General features: G+C 40.1%; 18 protein-coding genes and 1 pseudogene. 8 read left to right on the plus strand and 11 right to left on the minus strand.

Going from position 1 to position 18,349, the window contains the following annotated elements; genetic code table 11:
* Positions 1-454, minus strand: a 454-nt coding sequence (locus ACVBDY_RS20695; RefSeq protein ID WP_447177379.1) for a hypothetical protein, incomplete at its 3' end; no start/stop codon positions are given.
* A gap of 457 nt (positions 455-911) precedes the next feature.
* Positions 912-1,199, minus strand: coding sequence for a hypothetical protein (locus tag ACVBDY_RS20700; protein WP_447177380.1), 288 nt, complete (start codon positions 1,197-1,199; stop codon positions 912-914).
* 333 nt (positions 1,200-1,532) lie between these two features.
* On the opposite strand from ACVBDY_RS20700, the gene ACVBDY_RS20705 reads away from it, so the two are divergent.
* From ACVBDY_RS20705 to ACVBDY_RS20715, 3 genes are all read left to right on the plus strand, one after another.
* A complete protein-coding gene (locus tag ACVBDY_RS20705; protein WP_447177381.1) occupies positions 1,533-2,903 on the plus strand; it encodes a helix-turn-helix transcriptional regulator in 1,371 nt (456 codons plus the stop codon).
* Positions 2,904-3,236: 333 nt separating this feature from the next.
* Complete coding sequence (locus tag ACVBDY_RS20710) at positions 3,237-4,187, plus strand: AraC family transcriptional regulator (protein WP_447177382.1); 951 nt, start codon at positions 3,237-3,239, stop codon at positions 4,185-4,187.
* A 216-nt stretch (positions 4,188-4,403) separates the two neighbouring features.
* On the plus strand, positions 4,404-4,712 hold the full coding sequence (locus ACVBDY_RS20715; RefSeq protein ID WP_447177383.1) for a DUF6520 family protein: 309 nt from the start codon (positions 4,404-4,406) through the stop codon (positions 4,710-4,712).
* 70 nt (positions 4,713-4,782) lie between these two features.
* Here the strand turns inward: ACVBDY_RS20715 and ACVBDY_RS20720 are convergent, their stop codons facing one another.
* The 5 genes from ACVBDY_RS20720 to ACVBDY_RS20740 all read right to left on the minus strand — a co-directional run bounded on the left by ACVBDY_RS20720 (position 4,783) and on the right by ACVBDY_RS20740 (position 11,819).
* Entirely contained in the window at positions 4,783-6,318 is a 1,536-nt protein-coding gene (locus ACVBDY_RS20720; RefSeq protein ID WP_447177384.1) for a TlpA family protein disulfide reductase, read from the minus strand.
* A 14-nt stretch (positions 6,319-6,332) separates the two neighbouring features.
* On the minus strand, positions 6,333-7,715 hold the full coding sequence (locus tag ACVBDY_RS20725) for a RagB/SusD family nutrient uptake outer membrane protein (RefSeq protein WP_447177385.1): 1,383 nt from the start codon (positions 7,713-7,715) through the stop codon (positions 6,333-6,335).
* Between the two features lie 4 nt (positions 7,716-7,719).
* Positions 7,720-10,950, minus strand: a complete 3,231-nt coding sequence (locus tag ACVBDY_RS20730; RefSeq protein ID WP_447177386.1) for a SusC/RagA family TonB-linked outer membrane protein — start codon at positions 10,948-10,950, stop codon at positions 7,720-7,722.
* Between the two features lie 90 nt (positions 10,951-11,040).
* A complete protein-coding gene (locus ACVBDY_RS20735) occupies positions 11,041-11,187 on the minus strand; it encodes a hypothetical protein (RefSeq protein WP_447177387.1) in 147 nt (48 codons plus the stop codon).
* Positions 11,188-11,621: 434 nt separating this feature from the next.
* Entirely contained in the window at positions 11,622-11,819 is a 198-nt protein-coding gene (locus ACVBDY_RS20740) for a hypothetical protein (protein WP_447177388.1), read from the minus strand.
* 107 nt (positions 11,820-11,926) lie between these two features.
* Here ACVBDY_RS20740 and ACVBDY_RS20745 point away from each other — a divergent pair, with 107 nt between their 5' ends.
* Complete coding sequence (locus tag ACVBDY_RS20745; protein WP_447177389.1) at positions 11,927-12,148, plus strand: helix-turn-helix transcriptional regulator; 222 nt, start codon at positions 11,927-11,929, stop codon at positions 12,146-12,148.
* A gap of 375 nt (positions 12,149-12,523) precedes the next feature.
* Here ACVBDY_RS20745 and ACVBDY_RS20750 read toward each other — a convergent pair.
* From ACVBDY_RS20750 to ACVBDY_RS20765, 4 genes and pseudogenes are all read right to left on the minus strand, one after another.
* Positions 12,524-12,856 (minus strand): annotated as a pseudogene (locus ACVBDY_RS20750) (peroxiredoxin family protein); the annotation flags it as partial.
* Positions 12,857-12,868: 12 nt separating this feature from the next.
* On the minus strand, positions 12,869-13,084 hold the full coding sequence (locus tag ACVBDY_RS20755; protein ID WP_447177390.1) for a thioredoxin domain-containing protein: 216 nt from the start codon (positions 13,082-13,084) through the stop codon (positions 12,869-12,871).
* Positions 13,081-13,773 (minus strand): DUF4369 domain-containing protein, encoded by a 693-nt coding sequence (locus ACVBDY_RS20760; protein WP_447177391.1) that lies wholly within the window; start codon positions 13,771-13,773, stop codon positions 13,081-13,083. Before ACVBDY_RS20760 ends, ACVBDY_RS20755 begins: the two co-directional genes overlap by 4 nt.
* Before the next feature lie 71 nt (positions 13,774-13,844).
* Positions 13,845-14,015 (minus strand): hypothetical protein, encoded by a 171-nt coding sequence (locus ACVBDY_RS20765; protein WP_447177392.1) that lies wholly within the window; start codon positions 14,013-14,015, stop codon positions 13,845-13,847.
* Between the two features lie 657 nt (positions 14,016-14,672).
* Between ACVBDY_RS20765 and ACVBDY_RS20770 the strand changes: the two genes are divergently transcribed.
* The 4 genes from ACVBDY_RS20770 (at position 14,673) to ACVBDY_RS20785 (ending at position 18,285) form a co-directional block, all read left to right on the plus strand.
* A complete protein-coding gene (locus ACVBDY_RS20770) occupies positions 14,673-14,846 on the plus strand; it encodes a hypothetical protein (protein WP_447177393.1) in 174 nt (57 codons plus the stop codon).
* 706 nt (positions 14,847-15,552) lie between these two features.
* Positions 15,553-16,884, plus strand: a complete 1,332-nt coding sequence (locus ACVBDY_RS20775; RefSeq protein WP_447177394.1) for an ArnT family glycosyltransferase — start codon at positions 15,553-15,555, stop codon at positions 16,882-16,884.
* Complete coding sequence (locus ACVBDY_RS20780) at positions 16,877-17,854, plus strand: glycosyltransferase family 2 protein (RefSeq protein ID WP_447177395.1); 978 nt, start codon at positions 16,877-16,879, stop codon at positions 17,852-17,854. The genes ACVBDY_RS20775 and ACVBDY_RS20780 overlap by 8 nt, the downstream gene beginning before the upstream one ends.
* A 158-nt stretch (positions 17,855-18,012) precedes the next feature.
* Positions 18,013-18,285, plus strand: a complete 273-nt coding sequence (locus ACVBDY_RS20785; RefSeq protein ID WP_447177396.1) for a hypothetical protein — start codon at positions 18,013-18,015, stop codon at positions 18,283-18,285.
* Positions 18,286-18,349 lie beyond the last annotated feature (64 nt).

Consider the following 18,349-nt stretch of genomic DNA (forward strand, 5'->3'; position numbering starts at 1 on the left):
GCGAGAGCCAGAGGGCCATACCCCAGAATAAGGAGATATAGCCAGCCAGGTAAATACATACGTGTTGCCATGGGTTCAGTTTTAAGGAATGTGTGGTAAAAGCGCTGTCCAGCAGCCGCCTGAAGCTGCGATACAGTTGTGCGGTCAATGTGCAGGCCAGCAGGTGGCAGGCGGCTACGCCCAGCAGTACCAGCAGCAGCAGGCTCAGGGTGCCGGCATCTACCGTGGCCGCGGTGCTGTCCGCCAGCCGCAGCAGCGGACCGGCATACAGGAAGGCCGATAGCAGGAGGAGTACCAGGACGGCTTGTCTCCCCCATCTTCGCAGGTGCCGGTATCGCGGCCCCTGGGCCTGGTCGTGCAGGAAATCGACATAGTCGTCTTCCCACGTTACTTTCCGCAGCCGGAACGGTTCCGGATGCGGGGGTTTTTGGGTGTTGCTTTGTGTGTTCATCATCTTATATGTTTTATGGTTATTTTTTTGATTAACACAAACATAAAAGGGGCATTGCGGATATCAAAATTCGCGGACGACTACGAACAGGTACGAACAACTACGGACACTACTGTTCGCGAAAAACTGTGAAATTTTTAGTTTTGGACGGAACTCATCAACTCCCAAAACCTTAACAAGTACGCGTCTTTGCGAACGAAGTGCTGCAATCTCATGAAGGCTGGCACCATGCCCGCAATGGCAGGCGCATACCTGAAGGGAGATCACCACGTCCCCTCCTACCGTCGGCTCCTCGTGAAGGCGCATCCCTTTTGGTTTGTGAATTTTTCCAAAACCAAAAAAAAACCGCCCCGCGCAATGCGGAGCGGCTATTGTTACAGGCTGTTCCTCCCAATCAGGCGGTCTATTGCCGGAATGGTTTCCCCCCGGACGGGTTCCCGGTAGGGCAGGTGGCTTTGTCTTATTTGTTTTGCAGGTTCTGTACGGCCTTGCGGTCGAAGTAGTCGCGGTTGCCGATACGGAATTTGGGGAACAGGAGCTTGTGCTTTACGTGTTTGTAGAAGGTAGTCCGGCCGATGCCCAGTTCCCGCAATATCCAGGTGACTTCTACCAGGTCGGACAGATCAGCGCCTGCCTGTTGCTGAGCCTGTCGAAGTATCGGCACACCTTGCCCGAAGTGCTCCTGGAGCAGCTTCCTGATCTCGCGAAGCTCGCGCAAGGTCTGCCCCGGTATATCGATAGTGTCCATAGGTGATGTGTTGGCGTTATTCAAATTTGGCATTACTGTGATGCCATGACAGCATGCTTTCACCGGGGTAGGTTCAGGCTATCTTTCAGCCCTTTATGGTGCATTATGATCGTGTAATGGAGCGTAAACTATAAAAAACTGTTCAAAAAAACAGCAAAAGCCCATTTTCCGCCTTAAAATAATCCCTCCTGCGCCTTTTTACTCCCCGATTACGCCATATTTTCCCCGAAAATATACAGAGGGAGAAGACCGTTAAAAGAAGGCTACGGAAAACCGTATCTTTTTATTGCAGGGTTTTGGTACTTTGGCAGCTTGTTGTTGAAAAACCGCAAAATGCCTGAGTTCCTGGAAAACAAATACGCGCGTTTATGGATAGACCAGGGTATCTTGTTTGTGACTTATAAACCGGGTACTGTCCTGGATCTCCGTGCTGCCATACGTTTAACCGCAGACCGGGTTTCCCTGCAGGGCAAAAAACCGTATCCTGTTTTTGTGGATTTCCGGGGTGTGAAAGACCTTACCCGCGAGGCCAGGGACTATTTTGCCCATGAAGGGGCCCTGTATATCAGTGTGCTGGGTGTTTATGCCACTTCCCCCCTGGGCAGGCTTATGGCTTATTTTTATGTTAAAGCCAATGCCCCGGCCATACCTACCGGGATATTTCCCCGTAAAAAAGATACCTTACACTATGTGAAAACCACGGCCCGGGGAGATAACGACCCGGAGGCTATCCGGAAGCAGCACCGTATAAGCGGTATATACCCGGAAAACTTCAAAGAACAGATCGAACATCTGCAAGCCATGTTCCTGGCCCTGGCTACGGGGAATCTTCAATGCCGTATGGAACGCTCTTATAAAGACGACCTCTGGGAATACATTACCGTATTGCTAAACATGACCACCGAAGAACTGGAGGCCGCCTTTGTACCGAGGGAACACGCCCAACGGCTCTATAAGGATTATCTTTCCGGACGTATCGCTTTTGTCCTGGACAGGCACCTGCGTATCCGCGAATTCCACCCGGAAGTGATCAAAGCCCTGGGGCTGGATGCCGGTACGATGGCAGGCCTGTCGTTTCCTTCTTTACTGGCCAAAGATTCCCTGGATAGCTGGAACGGTATGGTCAGCCAGTTACAAAAGGGAACCGACTTTACCATTGTTTTGCATGTAAAGACCGGCAGCGGGTTGTTCCTGCCTGTATCCTGCAGGGTAACTACCCTTTGTGGTGCCGAACCGGGATCATGGCAGACCCTCTCGGTCATGTTCCTCGGTACAGGGTATGACCGGGAAAAGAAAAGCCGGCATTCCTGTAACACTTCGCCTGTAAAAAAGAAGGAGCCCCGGAATAACATTCACCTTACCTATGCCGACCGGCAGGTTATAGCCAAAGTCCGCACCTATATCCTGCACTATGTGGATGAACCCTTGCTATCCATAAAGGAACTGGCCCATAGCTGCGGCACTAATGAGTTTAAATTAAAACACGGTTTCAGGAGGATTCTCGGCACTACGGTTTTCCGCTTCCAGAGAGACGAACGTATGAAAAGGGCAAAGTTGCTTGTCCTGAATACGGATATTCCTTTAAAAGATATTGCCGGAAGTATAGGCTATGCCAGCTCTTCCCATTTCTATAAAGCGTTTAAGAAAGTCTACGGGAAGACTCCACATAAGTTCAGGAAATGCTTTGAGGGTAAGGAGGATTAACGGTAGTTTTTGTATGTACCGGGAAATTGGGTTTTGGTTATTGGGTTACTCGGTTATTGAGTTATTCAGGCAGCACTCATGAACTCATTGCCTTATTGACTTATTGACTCATTGACTCATTAACTCACTAACACCAATTAACAAGATTTTTCCGAGACACATTCCCTTAAATACTCCTTTTCGCACCTCAAATAATCCCTTTCTGGCCACGAAGATGTTTTAATTTTATAGTGTTAAAAATCAAAGTCGGATATCCGGCCTTCCTGTTGGTGGCCCGTTAATCTCAAAACGATCGGTTTCCCCTCTACCAAACAACGCATAAACCCCTATGCCATGACAACACCATACAACCTGGTCTTTAAACCACAAGAGTTAATATACGCCGGCCCCATCGAAAAACTGCCCGAATGGTGCCGCTTCCCGGTCTCTTTTGCCGAGCGGTGCCATTATTACCATTTGCGAGATATGGAGATCATAAGCCAGCAAATGTACTGTTCCCCATTTTATATCGATATGTTTGAGATCAAGGCCAATAAGCCTAGGGCTGTCCGGTTTAAAATTCCCAGGCGAGAGTTGTTCCTCTATTTTATGCTTGGCGGTACCCTGTCCATTACCTCCGGGAACAGGTGCCCTGTTACCCAGGTACAGACCAATACATTTGCTATGTTGTATTATGGCAGCGGACAGTATATAGCGCATACCGGCAAGGGGCATCACACTATTCTGTTTGTAAATATGGCCCCGGAATGGCTGGAAAGCATCAGCACGGACTTTCCCGGTCTCCAATTCATACTCGAAAAATTCAGGCATAGTTCCAGGCCCTATCACATGATGCACCCCTGCCGTATAGACCGCAAGGTACAACGCTGGCTTTATAAGGTATATAGCTACTCCAAGAACAATATGGGGGCTTTGGACGGGAATCTCCGTAAGTATCTCTCGTATATATTGGGGCACTATAATTCCGTATTCGGGCCACAATACCACAAACTGGCCTACCGGGTTAAAATGTACCTGGACGACCATTACCGGGACAGCAGGCTAAGTGCAGGCAATCTTGCTGCACGGTTCCATGTAACGGCACGTACACTTCGCAACCACTTTAAGCGGGAGTACGGTATGACCCCGCACGAATACTACAGCAGGCTCAGGATTACCGATGCCATAAGGCAAATAGAACGTAACAATTTGAGCGCAAAGGATGTCTACCTATCCGTGGGGTACAGTGACGAAAGTTCCTTTCGTTATGCTCTCAACCGGTTTCTGAAAAGACAGCAGAAGTAAACTTTAACACTTTTCAGGAAAAAACGGAAAGGTTTTGACCAAGTGTGCAGAATTTTTACCGTTTTTCCCTTTCAGGTGTAAAAACCCCGGCATAATTTTACACCTATAATCCCACCGACCCGGCAGCCCTTTCGGGATTAAGGACCGCCGAACATATGGGTATCTGCCCAATGACATCATAATTTAAACAAAATCAATAACTTAAAATTTTCAACTATGAAAAAATTGAAATTTGCCATTGCGGCTATGGTTATAGCCGTTGGCGTAATCGGAGCGTTTGCGTTTGGTAATGCAAACGAAAAAGAGCCTGTGAAGGAGGAAATGCAGACATTTTGGTATGGAAATAACGGTGACGGAACTTACCGTCTCCTTGAAGGTGCACCAGATCCTAATAATTGTTTGCAATCGGACAATCTTCCATGTACTATTTCTTCAGAACAGGAAATTGATGAGGGTTTTGATTACGATGACAAACCCGCTGATGCTGTTGAGTCTACAAATACAAACGTATACGTAGGAAGTTAACAGGTTTAATGACAAAAAAATCCGGGGCAATCTTTCATTGTCCCGGATTTTTGATTCAGAAAAAATAAAGTTATGGGTGGTTTATTTCCTTCTGTATTAAGTTTATGATGTCTTTTCCATTATCCAATCGTGGGTCCCTGGGACTTATGGATAAAATACGGCCATGTTTTCCAATTAACATTATCCGGGGATAAGAATTAACTTCATAGTTCAGAATAAATGGGTCGGTTCTGCTGCTGCCAATGGTTTTTAAATGTATTTGTTCAGGATGCGAATAAAGACCGCTTTTTAATCCTTGATTTTTCCATGTCTTTGCCGATGCATCTGTGCTTACACTTAAAAAGGCAATATCATCCCGGTTTTTGAATTGTTCCATAATTATTTTCATAACGGCTGGTATTTCAGTGCAGCCCTTGCACCCCGTGAACCAAAAATCCAATACTAAGATTTTGTCCTTATAATCTTCCAACCTATGTTCTTTTCCTCCGGTATCAATAAACACAAACGGGTATGTCTGACTACCAGACGACTTCTTAATATGTTTTTTAAGGACTTCTTTACTTTGATCATAACTCATTAACCGGATGGTTTCTCCTAAAACCGAATCCTGATAACTAAAATAACGATCCGACGTAGTTAAGAACCATGTTGTGATTAATCGATCTCTCAATAAGCCCGAGTATTTGGAGATAAGGTTGTTATACATCCAGTCAAAATAGTGTGCAGTGTCGAGCTTGTTGGTGCTCCTCCAATTAAGTTGATGCTTTATCCTATAATGTAGTTTTTCTTTTGCTAAAATGAAGTCGGGATAAGCCCTTGCAGAAATAAGATGATCATCTTCTGAAAGTAACACACTATTTTTCTCTTCATTTTTATAGTAGTCGATAATTGCTTTATGTCCTTTTGCTGGGCCCATAATATACGAATGGAGCAAATTAGAGACAAATAAATATTTTGATTCTGCACGAATATCCTGTGCAATTTTTGAAATAATAGCATCATCAATCTCTCTGCTGTATTGCTCAACAATAGTCTCTCGATATTTTTGGTGTAACAGAGCGACTTTCTCTTTGGAATCATATGGTTGAGTAATATCAAAAGGACCAGTGAAGTAATAAGGGCCTCTCACCTCCGTTGGTTCAACAAAATGATACAATAAATATTGACAATTAAGTTTGTCACTACCCCTGCCTGTGAAGGATGCTTTGTTATTTATTATCCTGGAAGCACCCGAATTCAAAATCCTTATATTCAAGAAAACACTATCGGCTTGTTTGAATAAATATGGTTGATATGATGCAAATTCTCTCATGTTTATGACTTCTTCACCGGAATAAACTTCCATAGCAACACAGAATAATTTTGAGGGAGAGGTAAATTTAAAGTTGAATGTTCCATTCGTCTCGATTGGACATGTTATGACGGTATCGGGGACAAATGTTCTTCCAAGTAAATTATGGTCATCATAACGGACAAAAAACTTGATATTACTGTTCGCTTTCAACACATCACCACTTACCTTTCCGGAGATGACGGTATTCGGGTTTTGGCAAGAGACTGTAACTATATACCCCAAAAGGTATACTATAAAAAATGTCTTTTTCATAAATTGTACATTGGTTAACGAGGGTTTTGTTTGATTCCACTACGTGCTATTTCATCGTCTGGTATGGGGAAGGCATAACGCGGGTCATTGGGAGATAGCAAATATTCTTCTCCATTCAATGTTCTCCGTAAAGTTATAGAGGCTCCTATCTTGTTTAATCGTTTGATGTCACTCCAACGTATACCTCGCCAAATCAATTCCTTCTTTCGTTCTTCCAGTATAATGGAAATGGCTTCTTCCTTATTATCAGCAGTCAATGGCCTATACGGTTCGGTATTCTTGAAACGATTCACAAGCAATTCATTTAGCCAATTCATCGCTTGCGATATTTTTCCGCGTCGTGCTAAACATTCGGCCTTAATTAAATACAATTCGTCCACTGCAAGTCCATGAAACGGATAAGGACTTCCTCCGTTATACCGTGACTTCACATAGTGGTTATTTTGATTATCCTTGCCAAAGAAAACAGGTAAACGCAAATCATCGTCTTGATAAGAATCAATAATATTCGGGTTCGGTATTACGGCAGTGTTCCAATTTGCATTTGCTGTAATGCTATAGCTTGAAAATTGACTGGCTGTAAAAAGTGTTTCATCATTAAGAGGCGGAAAAGGGGCAGGTATACTCTGAGAAACAGAATTATAGTCTATCAGCTTATTATATAGGGTAAGGGAACTGTCTGCAGTTAATTCGGCATTCACAAAATCATTCATCATAAGATGTACCCGCGACAACAGAGCATAGGCCGCAGGTTTCGATGGCCTGTTTTTATTACTTTGTTGAAACCGTGGTGTTAACAAGGAGACAGTCTGCGTTAGATCACTGATAATCTGGTCATAGGTTTTTTGTAGACTGGCTCGCGATCGTATCTCATCTATTCCGGGGTTAATGCGAAGGGGTAATCCCGGGTCGGTATTGGAAGTCTGCGGATCATACGCAAAACAGAAATTCCGAACAAGATCGTGGTAAGCATACGCCCTGATAAATAAAGCCCACCCCCTCACTTGATCTTGTTCTTTAGACGATGATAAATCGAGGTCTTCTAAGGCTTGCAGGGCGTTATTAGCATAAAAAATTGAACGGTAAGGAGCATTCCAATCCTGAATTGGGGTTTGACCTTCATAAACATCGTCAGCCCAGATATACGCATTACGTTCGGTAGCTGAAAATGTCCCCTGCCAGGCTTCAAAATCTAAAAAAACATATTCATCCGCCCCCATTTGGCCCAATCCACCCGTCATATTAAGATCGGTAGTGTTATCTAATAAACCTATGATATCATCCAGGTTTTGTGGGGTTACTAAATTGGTGTCTGGCTTGGCGTCCAAATAGTTTTCTGTACAGCTACTTAGGCCAATGAAAATTGAAGAAATTGCGATTGTAATTAATACTCTCATGTCATTAAAAATAAGCTGTGAGACCTAATGAAATGTTTCGGGTTTGTGCAATGTCCAGGTTATCGGGATCAAAGCCTCTATTATTCCTTTTCCATAAGACGCCTAAATTATTGGCATTACAAAAAAGAGATACTTGTCTAACGAATGAGGCCTTAAATATACTTTCATCGAGCATGTAACTTAACCGAATATCCTGTAATCGAATATGATCACCTCTGAACACAAGAATATCGGAATAGTTGTAAATATTTTCCCGGCGAGAGTTGGCTGGATAAACCAATGCGGGTACATTTGTCTTAAATTCATCACCAGGCTGTTGCCATCTTTTACCATAGTCTGTTGTTGATGTATAGGTAGGGCCGCTTGTGCCATAGAGGTTCGTACTGTTCAATGAATTCCGTTGTCGGAATACATATCCTCCCTTATAACTAATCAGAAAACTTAGTTGTAGATTTTTAAAATTAAAGGTATTACGGAGAGAACCAAAATAAGTCGGAGTCCGACTCCCGTTATGTATGATTTCATTCCTGTCCGTTGAATTAGCAATAGCAGTATAATCTGTGCTAACTTCCCCATTTAAGTACCCCTGTGGATTCCCGGCTTCGTCCAATCCTGCCCAGGGATAAGAAAAAATAGCGTTATATGGATAACCCACCAGCGGGGTTTGTGATGCCGTCCCTAATATTACTGAACTATTATTTCCAGGTTCTGCTTCATAATGGGTGACTTTATCTTTGACGTAATTAAATAATATGGTCGTATTCCACTGAATCTGACCAATGAGATTTTTTGTATTTAAGATAACGTCTATTCCCTTGGTTTTCAGATTGGCGCTATTTCCACGAAAATCGGTTATTCCCGTTTGTGGGGCTATCGGGGAAATACCAATCAGATCTTGTCCATGTTTATGGTAATACTCAATGGTCCCGCTAATACGGTCATTATGAGTAGAAAAATCGAGACCTATATTGATATTGCTTACTTTTTCCCAACGGAGTGACGGATTTGGCGGATTGGCAACCTGGTATTGCGGAAGGCCATATAGGTTATTATATGTAAGCCTTTGCGTAAAATATGCCGAAGTAGACTTATCAACGTTTCCGTTGTAACCATAAGTAGCACGAAGGGAAAGTTGCGGTAGCCAGTGAATCTGATAAAAACCCTCCTTCGCTATATGCCATAGACCGCCAATACTCCACAGTGGAACACCTTTTTGATTCGATTTCACTCCGAAAATATTGGACATATCTTTCCGGGCACTGGCAGTAAGGGTATATTTCTGTTGGTAGGTGTAAGAGGTATTGGCGTAATATGAAACATTACGATCTATTTGTATGCTGTTGTAAATGCCTGTAGGCACCTGGTAACTTCCTGCACCCGTGTACCGTGGATATTGGCGACTAAAGTCGATGGCGGCATTAGCATTACTTCCCGTTTCCCGGTTATAACCATACAGGGTATATGAGGCATTGTCCAATTTATATTCGGATATTTCCGCCCCGGCTATAGCGTTAATAGCATGCTCCCCATAGATTTCATCAAAAGCCAGTTGGAGCCTGCCATAATGGCTGGTTAGTGTGCTTCTGCTGTTTTCCAGGATTTCCCCTTCGTATATGGGCCGGGTGACAAAACCCGTTTCGGGATCGATAGACAAAATGCTGTTGATGATATTACGGGTATAATAGGAGTCCTCATAATTACGGGTGTCGGTAGTAGTCACACCTTTTTGATAGGAGTGAAAAGCAACCAGGCTCAAAGGTTTGGCAATCCGAAAGGTAAGGTTGTTCTGCAACCGGAAGTTCTGGGAGTTGCTAAACCGGGAGGGAGCCCGTTCGTCAAGCGGGCGGTAGTACCAATCGAGCAATCCGTTACCTTCCTGTGCTTCGATGTAAGAAAACCGCAGATCCCGGGCGAAAGGTAGTGCATTACCGTTTTCCTCTGCAAGATTTAGGTAGGGGAACTGCTGTAATCGTGCCGGTAGCGCAGGAGCAGATTCATTTTTGTCCGTGGTAAACTGCATACCGGATACCCATTGCAATTTATTGTTAAAAAGGTTGTACGTATTTTGTCCGTTGAGTGTAAATCGCTCAAAACTGCTACCCACCCGCTGCAAGGTGTTACGATCGTATCCGGCAGACAGGAAAAACTTCTGTGTTTCACTACCCCCGGATATGTTCAGGTTATACTGCCGGTTAATGGGAACCTGGTAAAAATACTTTAACAGGTCGTCCCGCGAGTCGTATTGTGCCAATGCATTCAACATAGCGTTACGTGTATTCAGATCAATTTCCCCGTTCCTGTGCATCAGTAGGATTTCCACAGCAGGAGATAAAGCGGTATAACCATTGTCAATCGTAGCGTTATATCTTCCACGTTCAAACATGTCGGTCTCGACTTCAATGTATTCTGCGCTGGTCATACCGCGTTGGGTATACAGCCGGGGCTTTTGTCCAATGGTTATATTGCTGGTGAAGTTGATCTGTGGTTTCTGGTTGAACTTGCCTGACTTTGTCTTGATGACAATGACCCCGTTACCCGCCCGTGTCCCCCAAATTGAGGCTGCGGCAGCGTCTTTTAGAATAGTGATGGATTCGACATCATTTGGATTCAGTGTACTGATGTCTCCGTTATACGGAAAGTTGTCTACAACAACTAACGGATCGGGATTGCCCAGTATGGTGCTTCTTCCACGGATACTGATATCGGGAGTATTAAACCCTCCCGATTTGTTGAAGATCAAACTGCCGGTAACACCATCCAGTCTTTCTAATATACTTGTGCTTACTGACCGTTGCAGCAAAGTGCTGTCAATAAAAACAAAACTTCCCGTAGCCCGCTCCTTCGGTGTTTCCTGATATCCTGTACTCACAACCGTTACGCCTTCAAGGGTAGCAATATTTTCTTCCATTACAACATCTATAACATCCCGCTCCCCTACCCTTTCTTTCCGGGTTTTAAATCCTACAAACGAATATACCAGGGTATCCTGCGGGGAAGCCGTAATACTGTATTCCCCATTTTCGTCCGACATGGTGCCGGCTCCCTTATCTTTAATAATGATATTTACCCCGGGCAAGGGCAAACCTGTTTCATCGGTTACGGTTCCGGTAACCCTTTGTTGTACAGTAAACGGGGAGGACGGTGATGCCCAAAATGGCAACGGCAGGCTAAGTAAAATAAAGGCAATAGTCATGGGGCACCAGCAGGAGAACCCTGCTAATGTAATGATCTTCATAATTTTAATATTTGAGTGTTAGCTAAAAATCCCTGTGGGGTTGCAGGTATCCAGGTTTCGGGTTATAGGTTGCAAGTTTGGAGACTGAGCTTAGCCCAGTCGAAGGGATAGTTTTTGCGCACACTCCCGGAGTTCCTCCGTAAGGGCCTGGTTGTTTTGTTGCAGTTCCCGGAAAGTGGCCATTTCGGCGCTCCATGCTTGTTGGAGCTGTTCCAGTTTTTGGTGTGATGTTTTCATAAATAAAGTGTTAGTATGTGTATTAGGCCGTCATGCCATAAGAAAGCAATAATACTATTTGCAGGTAAGGATAAAAGAAAGTATTTTTATAGCTATTGCAGTTAACTAATAAATTAAGCCGTCTTTAATCCTGTGGCAAATATATGTTTCCATGGGCACGCGGCCGGTGTTTTCGGACAACAGCCAACGGAGATTTATGCCTATGGCAAGCATGGTGTAACACCCTTGCTTTTGCTATCCGATAGGCTTTTTGGTTTAATTGTCAGTCCGGCGGACAGACAATGTTCTTTGTTAGGATGAGATGAGCGAACCGAAGCCATACCTCATTGAGGTGGGATTCGGCACTATGGATGTAGTTTACAGGCGTTCGTATCATAATCTTAGTGGTTATGTGAACGAGCTCCTGAAAAAACGTAAGGGGTGAAACCTTACGTCTATCCACTCTTCTCACAAGAGTCGAAACTCTTGTGCAGACCTAAAGCGTTTGCTTTAGGTGGTACCTGGAAGCGGACTTCAGTAAGGCTCACCCCTACGTCATTATATAGCAAATATATAATATCCGCAGGAAATGAGCTGACCTTACCGCCTCCTTCCCAGGTACCAAGTGAGAAGTTGGAGACTCGTTTAATCATTGAACAAATACTAAATCAAGCTCAAACTGTATGACTTGCTAATTGTCAAATCATATGCAAATATATGAAAGTTGATTTTAAAAGTCAACAATATTTAAAATAAAATTATGCCTAATTATAAAATCAATCGCATTGCGGAAGTCCTCGAGGAAAAAAGTATGAAGAATAATGACCTGGTCGTTCACCTGAAAGTAAAGAAAGAAACTGTTTCAAGGTGGGTGAATAACAAACAACAACCCACTTTAAATACACTTAATGATATCGCTAAATTTCTTAATGTTGACATTAGGGAATTGCTTAATCAAAGTAAATGGACGAAGGCTAAATAGTTTTTGATTTCCTCAACTATCCTCGTTTGAGCACAGGGGAAACGAAGGCCTATCGTCTAAAAGCGTTTGTAACACTTGCCAAACAAGCTAAATATAAGCAACTCAACTGAAATGGTATTTCTCGCCTTATGGCAAATTCAAAATACATCAATCCAAAGAACCCTCGAAAGCTAAGAGCCTTGATACAGAATATTATATGGATAAGAACAAATTACTTTTAAAAAGAGATTTCCAATTTTGTAGATTATATACTATCAAGTGACAGAGTAAGTTTACAGTATATTTTTAAACTATATTCATGTCTGATAACAAGAGTCCATTTTTTATCTTGACTAATTCAATTGACTATTTCGAAGAAAATTGAAATTCGATCTTTCAATTCAACATAGACTCCAATTCCTTCCTAACTTCCTCTGCGGTCGGGTCTTTTGCAACAATTTCACCTTTTCTGTCAATCAGAAAAATAGCTCCTCCTCCATTGCCGACTCCGTATTTTTGCCATATATTGTTTTGCCTATCCAGTTCCACTAAATTTAGCCAAGGCCATTTTTCTCTCTCTAAAAACTTTTTAAGTGGGGAAGTCGTTTTAAATTCACCGGCAACGCCGACAATGGTAAACCCTTTGTCTTTATAAGCATTGTAAACTGGGATCATAGCTTTACTTTTTGTAATACAGGGGCTGCACCATGTTGCCCATAAATCCAGTAAAGCAACTTTTCCTCAAATTTTATCCGATAATTTGATGGTATTTCCTTCGAGATCTGGAGCAGAAAAGTCAATATATTTTTTCCCAACTTGTATGCTTTCGATAGCGCGAATTAAATTTTGAGCCAATGTATTATATGGATGGTTTGGATGGGCTTCGGAAAGCTTTTCATAATTGTGTTTGGCCAAGTCGATGTCTATGTTTTCCTTATCGTAAATCAAGTCGCTCACAAGGAAGTAGTAAGATACAATAGAAGGGTTTTTATCCATATATTCCTGTTGCCATGCTTTTCGATTATTTTTTTGAGTTTATCGGTTAAAACTTTTGCCCTTGGGCTTAAGTCCATTCCCTGTTCTTCCAAATCATCCATTTGTTGAAATAAAATTATTCTTTCATCATCATTTTGATTTTTTTTCAACTCGTACAACAGTGTGTTCATTGTATCACTATGATATTGGTTGCTATTAAAAAGTATATTTAAACTGTCCTGAAGGGGTCTTAGTTGGTCATTGAATTTAAGTTCAGACGCTTTTTTGAATTTTTTATATTCAGCATTGAGTTGTCCCCCCTGAACACTGTTTTTGTCAAAATCTTCTTCGGGATAAATGGTGAGATCAATCTTTTCATTTTCCAGAAACAGAGGCATAACCCGACCACCACCTTCATACCTGGCCCTGCCAAAAAATAACTTAACTGCTTCGGGATGATTTAAACGTGTTTCATATTGAAACTTTCCATCAACAACTGGAATTTCAATCATGGGATCATTTCTCATATCCTGGTTGAGCTTGACTAAAAGAATTGATTTTACGTCAGCATCTAATACTGTCCCACTGATATGACATATCTTTTCTTTTTCGGAACAGTGAACGAATAAAACGGCTAAAAACAATATGTATAATTTGGACACCGATTCCATATATTACTTTATTTTTGATTGTATATGGCTAGTTTGTTTCTTATAATATAAAACTAGTCAACTATCCTAATTTATTCAATTTCTTTATTAGCTAAAAGAACATGCTTTCCTGTGAAATGAAATGTTGTATAGTTCCCAACACAGTTAAGGTTATCACTAAACAATCTCTTTCCAAGCATTAAATCGGAATCATCCCCATTAAAAGAAATTATGAGCTTGACAGGTCTCCATTTTTTACTCACTAAGTGAGATTTAAAATACTCCGACGCTCGCGTCGAATGTTTTTTCGGGGTCTTCTGATTTGTGCCTCGCAGGCTTTCCTCAAGATTGTTGACTCTCTTATCACTAATCTTAAAAAAGAGAGTGATGAAAAACAAAATTAATAAAATAAAGATAATTTATTAAAGGAATGTGTATTATACTTATATTAAAGAAGGATTTTTTATATTATATAGTAAAATTTTCCTTAAAATATGGAAGTCCAACAACATTGAATTATAAAATTTCTTAATACGGAAAGTTTCAAGAAATTGCCTCCAATCCTTTAAGAACCCTTGTAATTAATAGATAATTATCAATTTCAACATCCTATTCCTAATATTATTTCAAAATTGGGACTATCAACATGTTTAAGTGTGATGCTCATATAAGAGTCCCAGTTACCTTGTTACTAAGACAAATATATAACGCAGGTAACAATAATCATCAAAAAGAAAGGAGGGCAGCAATATCATAAAAACAGAATAACGCCCGAAAATTCTTTTGTTTGCATATAACCCTTTAACGGGAACAAAGAGTGTATATAATAGGGATATTATTTACAATAAATTAATAAAAATACAACTTGGCATAAACCATTTTCCTTGTTGTATAAATAATAACATTTTAAAGTCAAAATTATGAAAACAAAATTTAGAAAGGCGGTAAAAATATTTGCCGCAATGTTATTCTTGGTGGCATTGGCTATTAATATTAAAGCTACTCTCAATGACCCTTTTACCCGTATAAACGAAGAAGCCCTGGCTTATCAAAGTTCTGGCTATGGTGGTGGAGATTGTAGTGGTTGTTCCTGAACCTGTGTCGAAAGGGAATATAATACGTATCCCTTAGCTCTTGGACGCATGTATGAAAAATACGATCGAAAAGATTGCGCCTTAAGGCCTTGTATGCATTTACTTACGTAGGAAGATGCTCGTTTTATGAATGTGAATAATCAATAAAATTACATGGTTGCCTGAAAAAGGCAACCATGTTCTATTTCTAAAAATAAAAAGAGCGTTACTCATGGGATAATAGTCACCCCAAATGAACTACCTAAATGCAACAATGGGAATTTTAACCCAATAGATTTTAAAATTATATATCCAAGATATCTCATATTTGATAGTAATATTTTATGCTAAATTTATGTAAAAAATTAAGTTTTACTCTGTATTATTTATATTTTTAATTCCTTTTATAGTCCTTTTTTCCTAAAAGGAATTTTTTCGGATTATTCTCCCCCCCCTAGATTTTGTTAAATGATTTTGCCATTAACAGTAAAAATCATTAATCCTGTTTTTGACAAAAATCATAAAAAAACGTGAACACTTATAATCTAAATAACTAGATCCATTTCAGCACAAACACGGTTTGTAGTATGACATTATTGCCACTATAATAAGTTGGCTTGTTGCATCCTATCTGGAAAATAATAAGTTTTAAATTGGGACTTTTGATGTATTTAAGTGTGATACATATATAAGCCCTAAAAAACAACCACCCAAATCAACCATAAAAATGTTAAAAAAACTAACCTCCTATCCTCTATTACTTTTGGCCTTTACGGGCATTCTTGTATTTCTACCCACATTTTTTAATGATTTCCAACGAGAATGGGACGATACTTGGCAATTACTTGAAAATCCTTATGTATTGGATTCTTCATGGGGTAATATCAAACACCATTTTATGCATTTCTATGGAGGGCAATATTCTCCTGTAAATACATTGGTCTACATTGGAATTTATAATCTATTTGGTTTTAACCCCACTGCTTTCCATGCTATGTGTTTAGGCATCCATATATTGAACGTTTTTATTGTATTTTATATCATAAGAGATATCGTTGGAAATATAACCGTAAGAAAGGGGACTTGTGGTCCTGAATGGTATGGTTTTTTTGTCTCCTTACTCTTTGCTATTCATCCTTTACAAGTTGAACCTGTAGCTTGGATTAGTGCTTCTAAAGTTATCCTATATACTTTTTTCGCTCTGATTGCTTTTTTTGCATATATAAAATATATACATACTTATAAATGGAAGTGGTCGATAGTGATTGCCATAACCTATACTTTAAGTTTTGGTTCTAAAGAACAAGCAATTATACTCCCTCTGAATTTATTGGCTTTTGATTTTATTTATGGAAGATTAAAAGATATAAAGCTGAAAAAAAATATTTTCTTCCGAAAAGTATTCCTGGAAAAAATTCCTTTTTTCTTCCTTGCTTTTCTGTTTTGGTATTTTTCTTCGTCCCATAACCTGGGAACTCTCAATGTAGAAAATACCTATCCCTTATATCAAAGATTATTGTTGGGTATGCATAGTTTAACCGAATATATATTCCGTACCATAGTCCCTGTTAAATTATACTATTATTATTTTTCACCTATACGAGTTGGAGAAAAGCTACCTCTATTTTATTGGGGATATCCGATATTGACATTGATTATAGGTGGTTTTATTTGGAGTAATTACAAGAAAAACAACAGGCTCGTAATTTTTGGGGCCTTATTCTTCTTTATCAACATTTTACTCGTCCTGCATTTGATACCAATGCCAAGAGGAATGATAACCGCAGACCGATATATGTATATGAGTATTATTGGACTAGCGTTGATATTAGTTTGGTATATAGATCACTTTTATACTCATTATATTAAATATAGAAAATACATCCGTGTTTTTGTTCCGCTGTACATCCTTTTTCTCAGTATACACACTTTTTATAGAACCATGGCTTGGAAGAACAGTGACGTTATGAAAAGTAATGTACTGGAACTGATAGAAAGAAGAAAAGTACGGAAACAGCCTATAATAAATAATCCTTTAGAATCTAGTACAAATGAATGAGTTCTCATTATCCATCATAGTTCCTTGTTATAACGAGGCCGATAATATATTTCCATTGCTTTCCAGAATACAGGAGGTTATGCAGCCATATAACAACTATGAAATCATTTTGGTAAATGATGGCAGTTGTGATAATACTCAACAAGTGATAGAATCAGCTTTACATGAAGACGAGTCTATCAAGTATATATGTTTTTCAAGAAATTTTGGACATCAAACGGCTCTTAAGGCAGGTATAGATTTTGCCCATGGCGACTGTATTGTTACCATGGACGCCGATTTACAACATCCGCCCGAAACAATACTTAAAATGATTACACTTTGGCAAAAAGGATATGATATTGTAACAGCTATTGGCGCAGATAAGAATCGTTCTTCACTTTTAAAGAGACAAACCTCAAAATGGTATTACTTGTTTTTGTCTAAAATATCGGATCAGGATGTGATGATAAATGGTGCGGATTTTAGATTAATTGATCGTAAAGTCGGAGATATTATACGCAATATTCCTGGGCAGAATATATATCTGCGAGGATTATTCTCATGGATAGGGTTTAAGCAAACTACTATTAAATATCAGGAAGAAAATAGGATACATGGAACTACTAAGTATACTTTTAAAAAAATGCTGTCGCTGGCCAGCAACGGAATTACCTCAAGCAGTATAAAACCTTTACGATTTGCTCTTTCCGCAGGTATATTTTTCGCATTGTTAGCTTTCGGTTATGGCATGTATGCAGTAATAGTAATGTTAATGGGGCTTACCATTGTAGGGTGGACCTCTATCGTTGCATGTATTGTTTTCTTATCTGGGATTCAACTAATTGTTCTGGGAGTGATGGGAGAATACTTGGGAAAGTTGTACATGGAAAGCAAGCAAAGACCTAGCTACTTCATTACCAAAACGAATATTAATAACATCGATAGAAGAAATAATCACCAAAAAGAAAGGAGGGGAGCAATGTCATAAACACTCATTAAAATTGATAACTCTTTTGTTTGTGTATAAACCTGTTAACGGAAACAAAAGGCGTATGTAATAGGAATATTATATACGATAAACATTTAATAAAAGTTCGGCAAACTACTTTATGAGCCGTACGAGATAATAATTTAAAAAATTATATCATGAATTCAAAATTAAAAAAAGTAATAAAGATTATTGCTTCTGCTCTTTTTGTAATAGCATTAGCAATAAATGTAAAAGTCACATTAGACGACCCTTTTCTTTCATTTAGTGAATCGGCAATAGCTCAACAGACAAGTGGTTCTGACAGTAGTGGTCAAAAATGGAAAAGAGAAGAGACAAAGTGCTATAAAAATGGAAATTATTGTGGCCTTGCTTATGGTTGTTATGAGGGATCAGCTACTAGCTGCACTCCAAAAAATTGTAACTGTTAGGTTTTATCAGCCATTTATTTGTCCAGGTAGAACGTTAATAACTTTCCGTTCTGCCTGGACAATT

This window comes from Sinomicrobium halophytocola, assembly GCF_052983395.1.

Bases quoted from the DNA above. Each gene is read 5' to 3' on its own strand.
- ACVBDY_RS20730 (WP_447177386.1), bottom strand. From the start codon at position 10,950: ATGAAGATCATTACATTAGCAGGGTTCTCCTGCTGGTGCCCCATGACT.
- ACVBDY_RS20770 (WP_447177393.1), top strand. From the start codon at position 14,673: ATGAAAACAAAATTTAGAAAGGCGGTAAAAATATTTGCCGCAATGTTA.
- ACVBDY_RS20700 (WP_447177380.1), bottom strand. From the start codon at position 1,199: ATGGACACTATCGATATACCGGGGCAGACCTTGCGCGAGCTTCGCGAG.
- ACVBDY_RS20705 (WP_447177381.1), top strand. From the start codon at position 1,533: ATGCCTGAGTTCCTGGAAAACAAATACGCGCGTTTATGGATAGACCAG.
- ACVBDY_RS20720 (WP_447177384.1), bottom strand. From the start codon at position 6,318: ATGAAAAAGACATTTTTTATAGTATACCTTTTGGGGTATATAGTTACA.
- ACVBDY_RS20715 (WP_447177383.1), top strand. From the start codon at position 4,404: ATGAAAAAATTGAAATTTGCCATTGCGGCTATGGTTATAGCCGTTGGC.
- ACVBDY_RS20780 (WP_447177395.1), top strand. From the start codon at position 16,877: ATGAATGAGTTCTCATTATCCATCATAGTTCCTTGTTATAACGAGGCC.
- ACVBDY_RS20710 (WP_447177382.1), top strand. From the start codon at position 3,237: ATGACAACACCATACAACCTGGTCTTTAAACCACAAGAGTTAATATAC.
- ACVBDY_RS20775 (WP_447177394.1), top strand. From the start codon at position 15,553: ATGTTAAAAAAACTAACCTCCTATCCTCTATTACTTTTGGCCTTTACG.
- ACVBDY_RS20735 (WP_447177387.1), bottom strand. From the start codon at position 11,187: ATGAAAACATCACACCAAAAACTGGAACAGCTCCAACAAGCATGGAGC.
- ACVBDY_RS20725 (WP_447177385.1), bottom strand. From the start codon at position 7,715: ATGAGAGTATTAATTACAATCGCAATTTCTTCAATTTTCATTGGCCTA.
- ACVBDY_RS20760 (WP_447177391.1), bottom strand. From the start codon at position 13,773: ATGGAATCGGTGTCCAAATTATACATATTGTTTTTAGCCGTTTTATTC.
- ACVBDY_RS20785 (WP_447177396.1), top strand. From the start codon at position 18,013: ATGAATTCAAAATTAAAAAAAGTAATAAAGATTATTGCTTCTGCTCTT.
- ACVBDY_RS20745 (WP_447177389.1), top strand. From the start codon at position 11,927: ATGCCTAATTATAAAATCAATCGCATTGCGGAAGTCCTCGAGGAAAAA.
- ACVBDY_RS20740 (WP_447177388.1), bottom strand. From the start codon at position 11,819: ATGATTAAACGAGTCTCCAACTTCTCACTTGGTACCTGGGAAGGAGGC.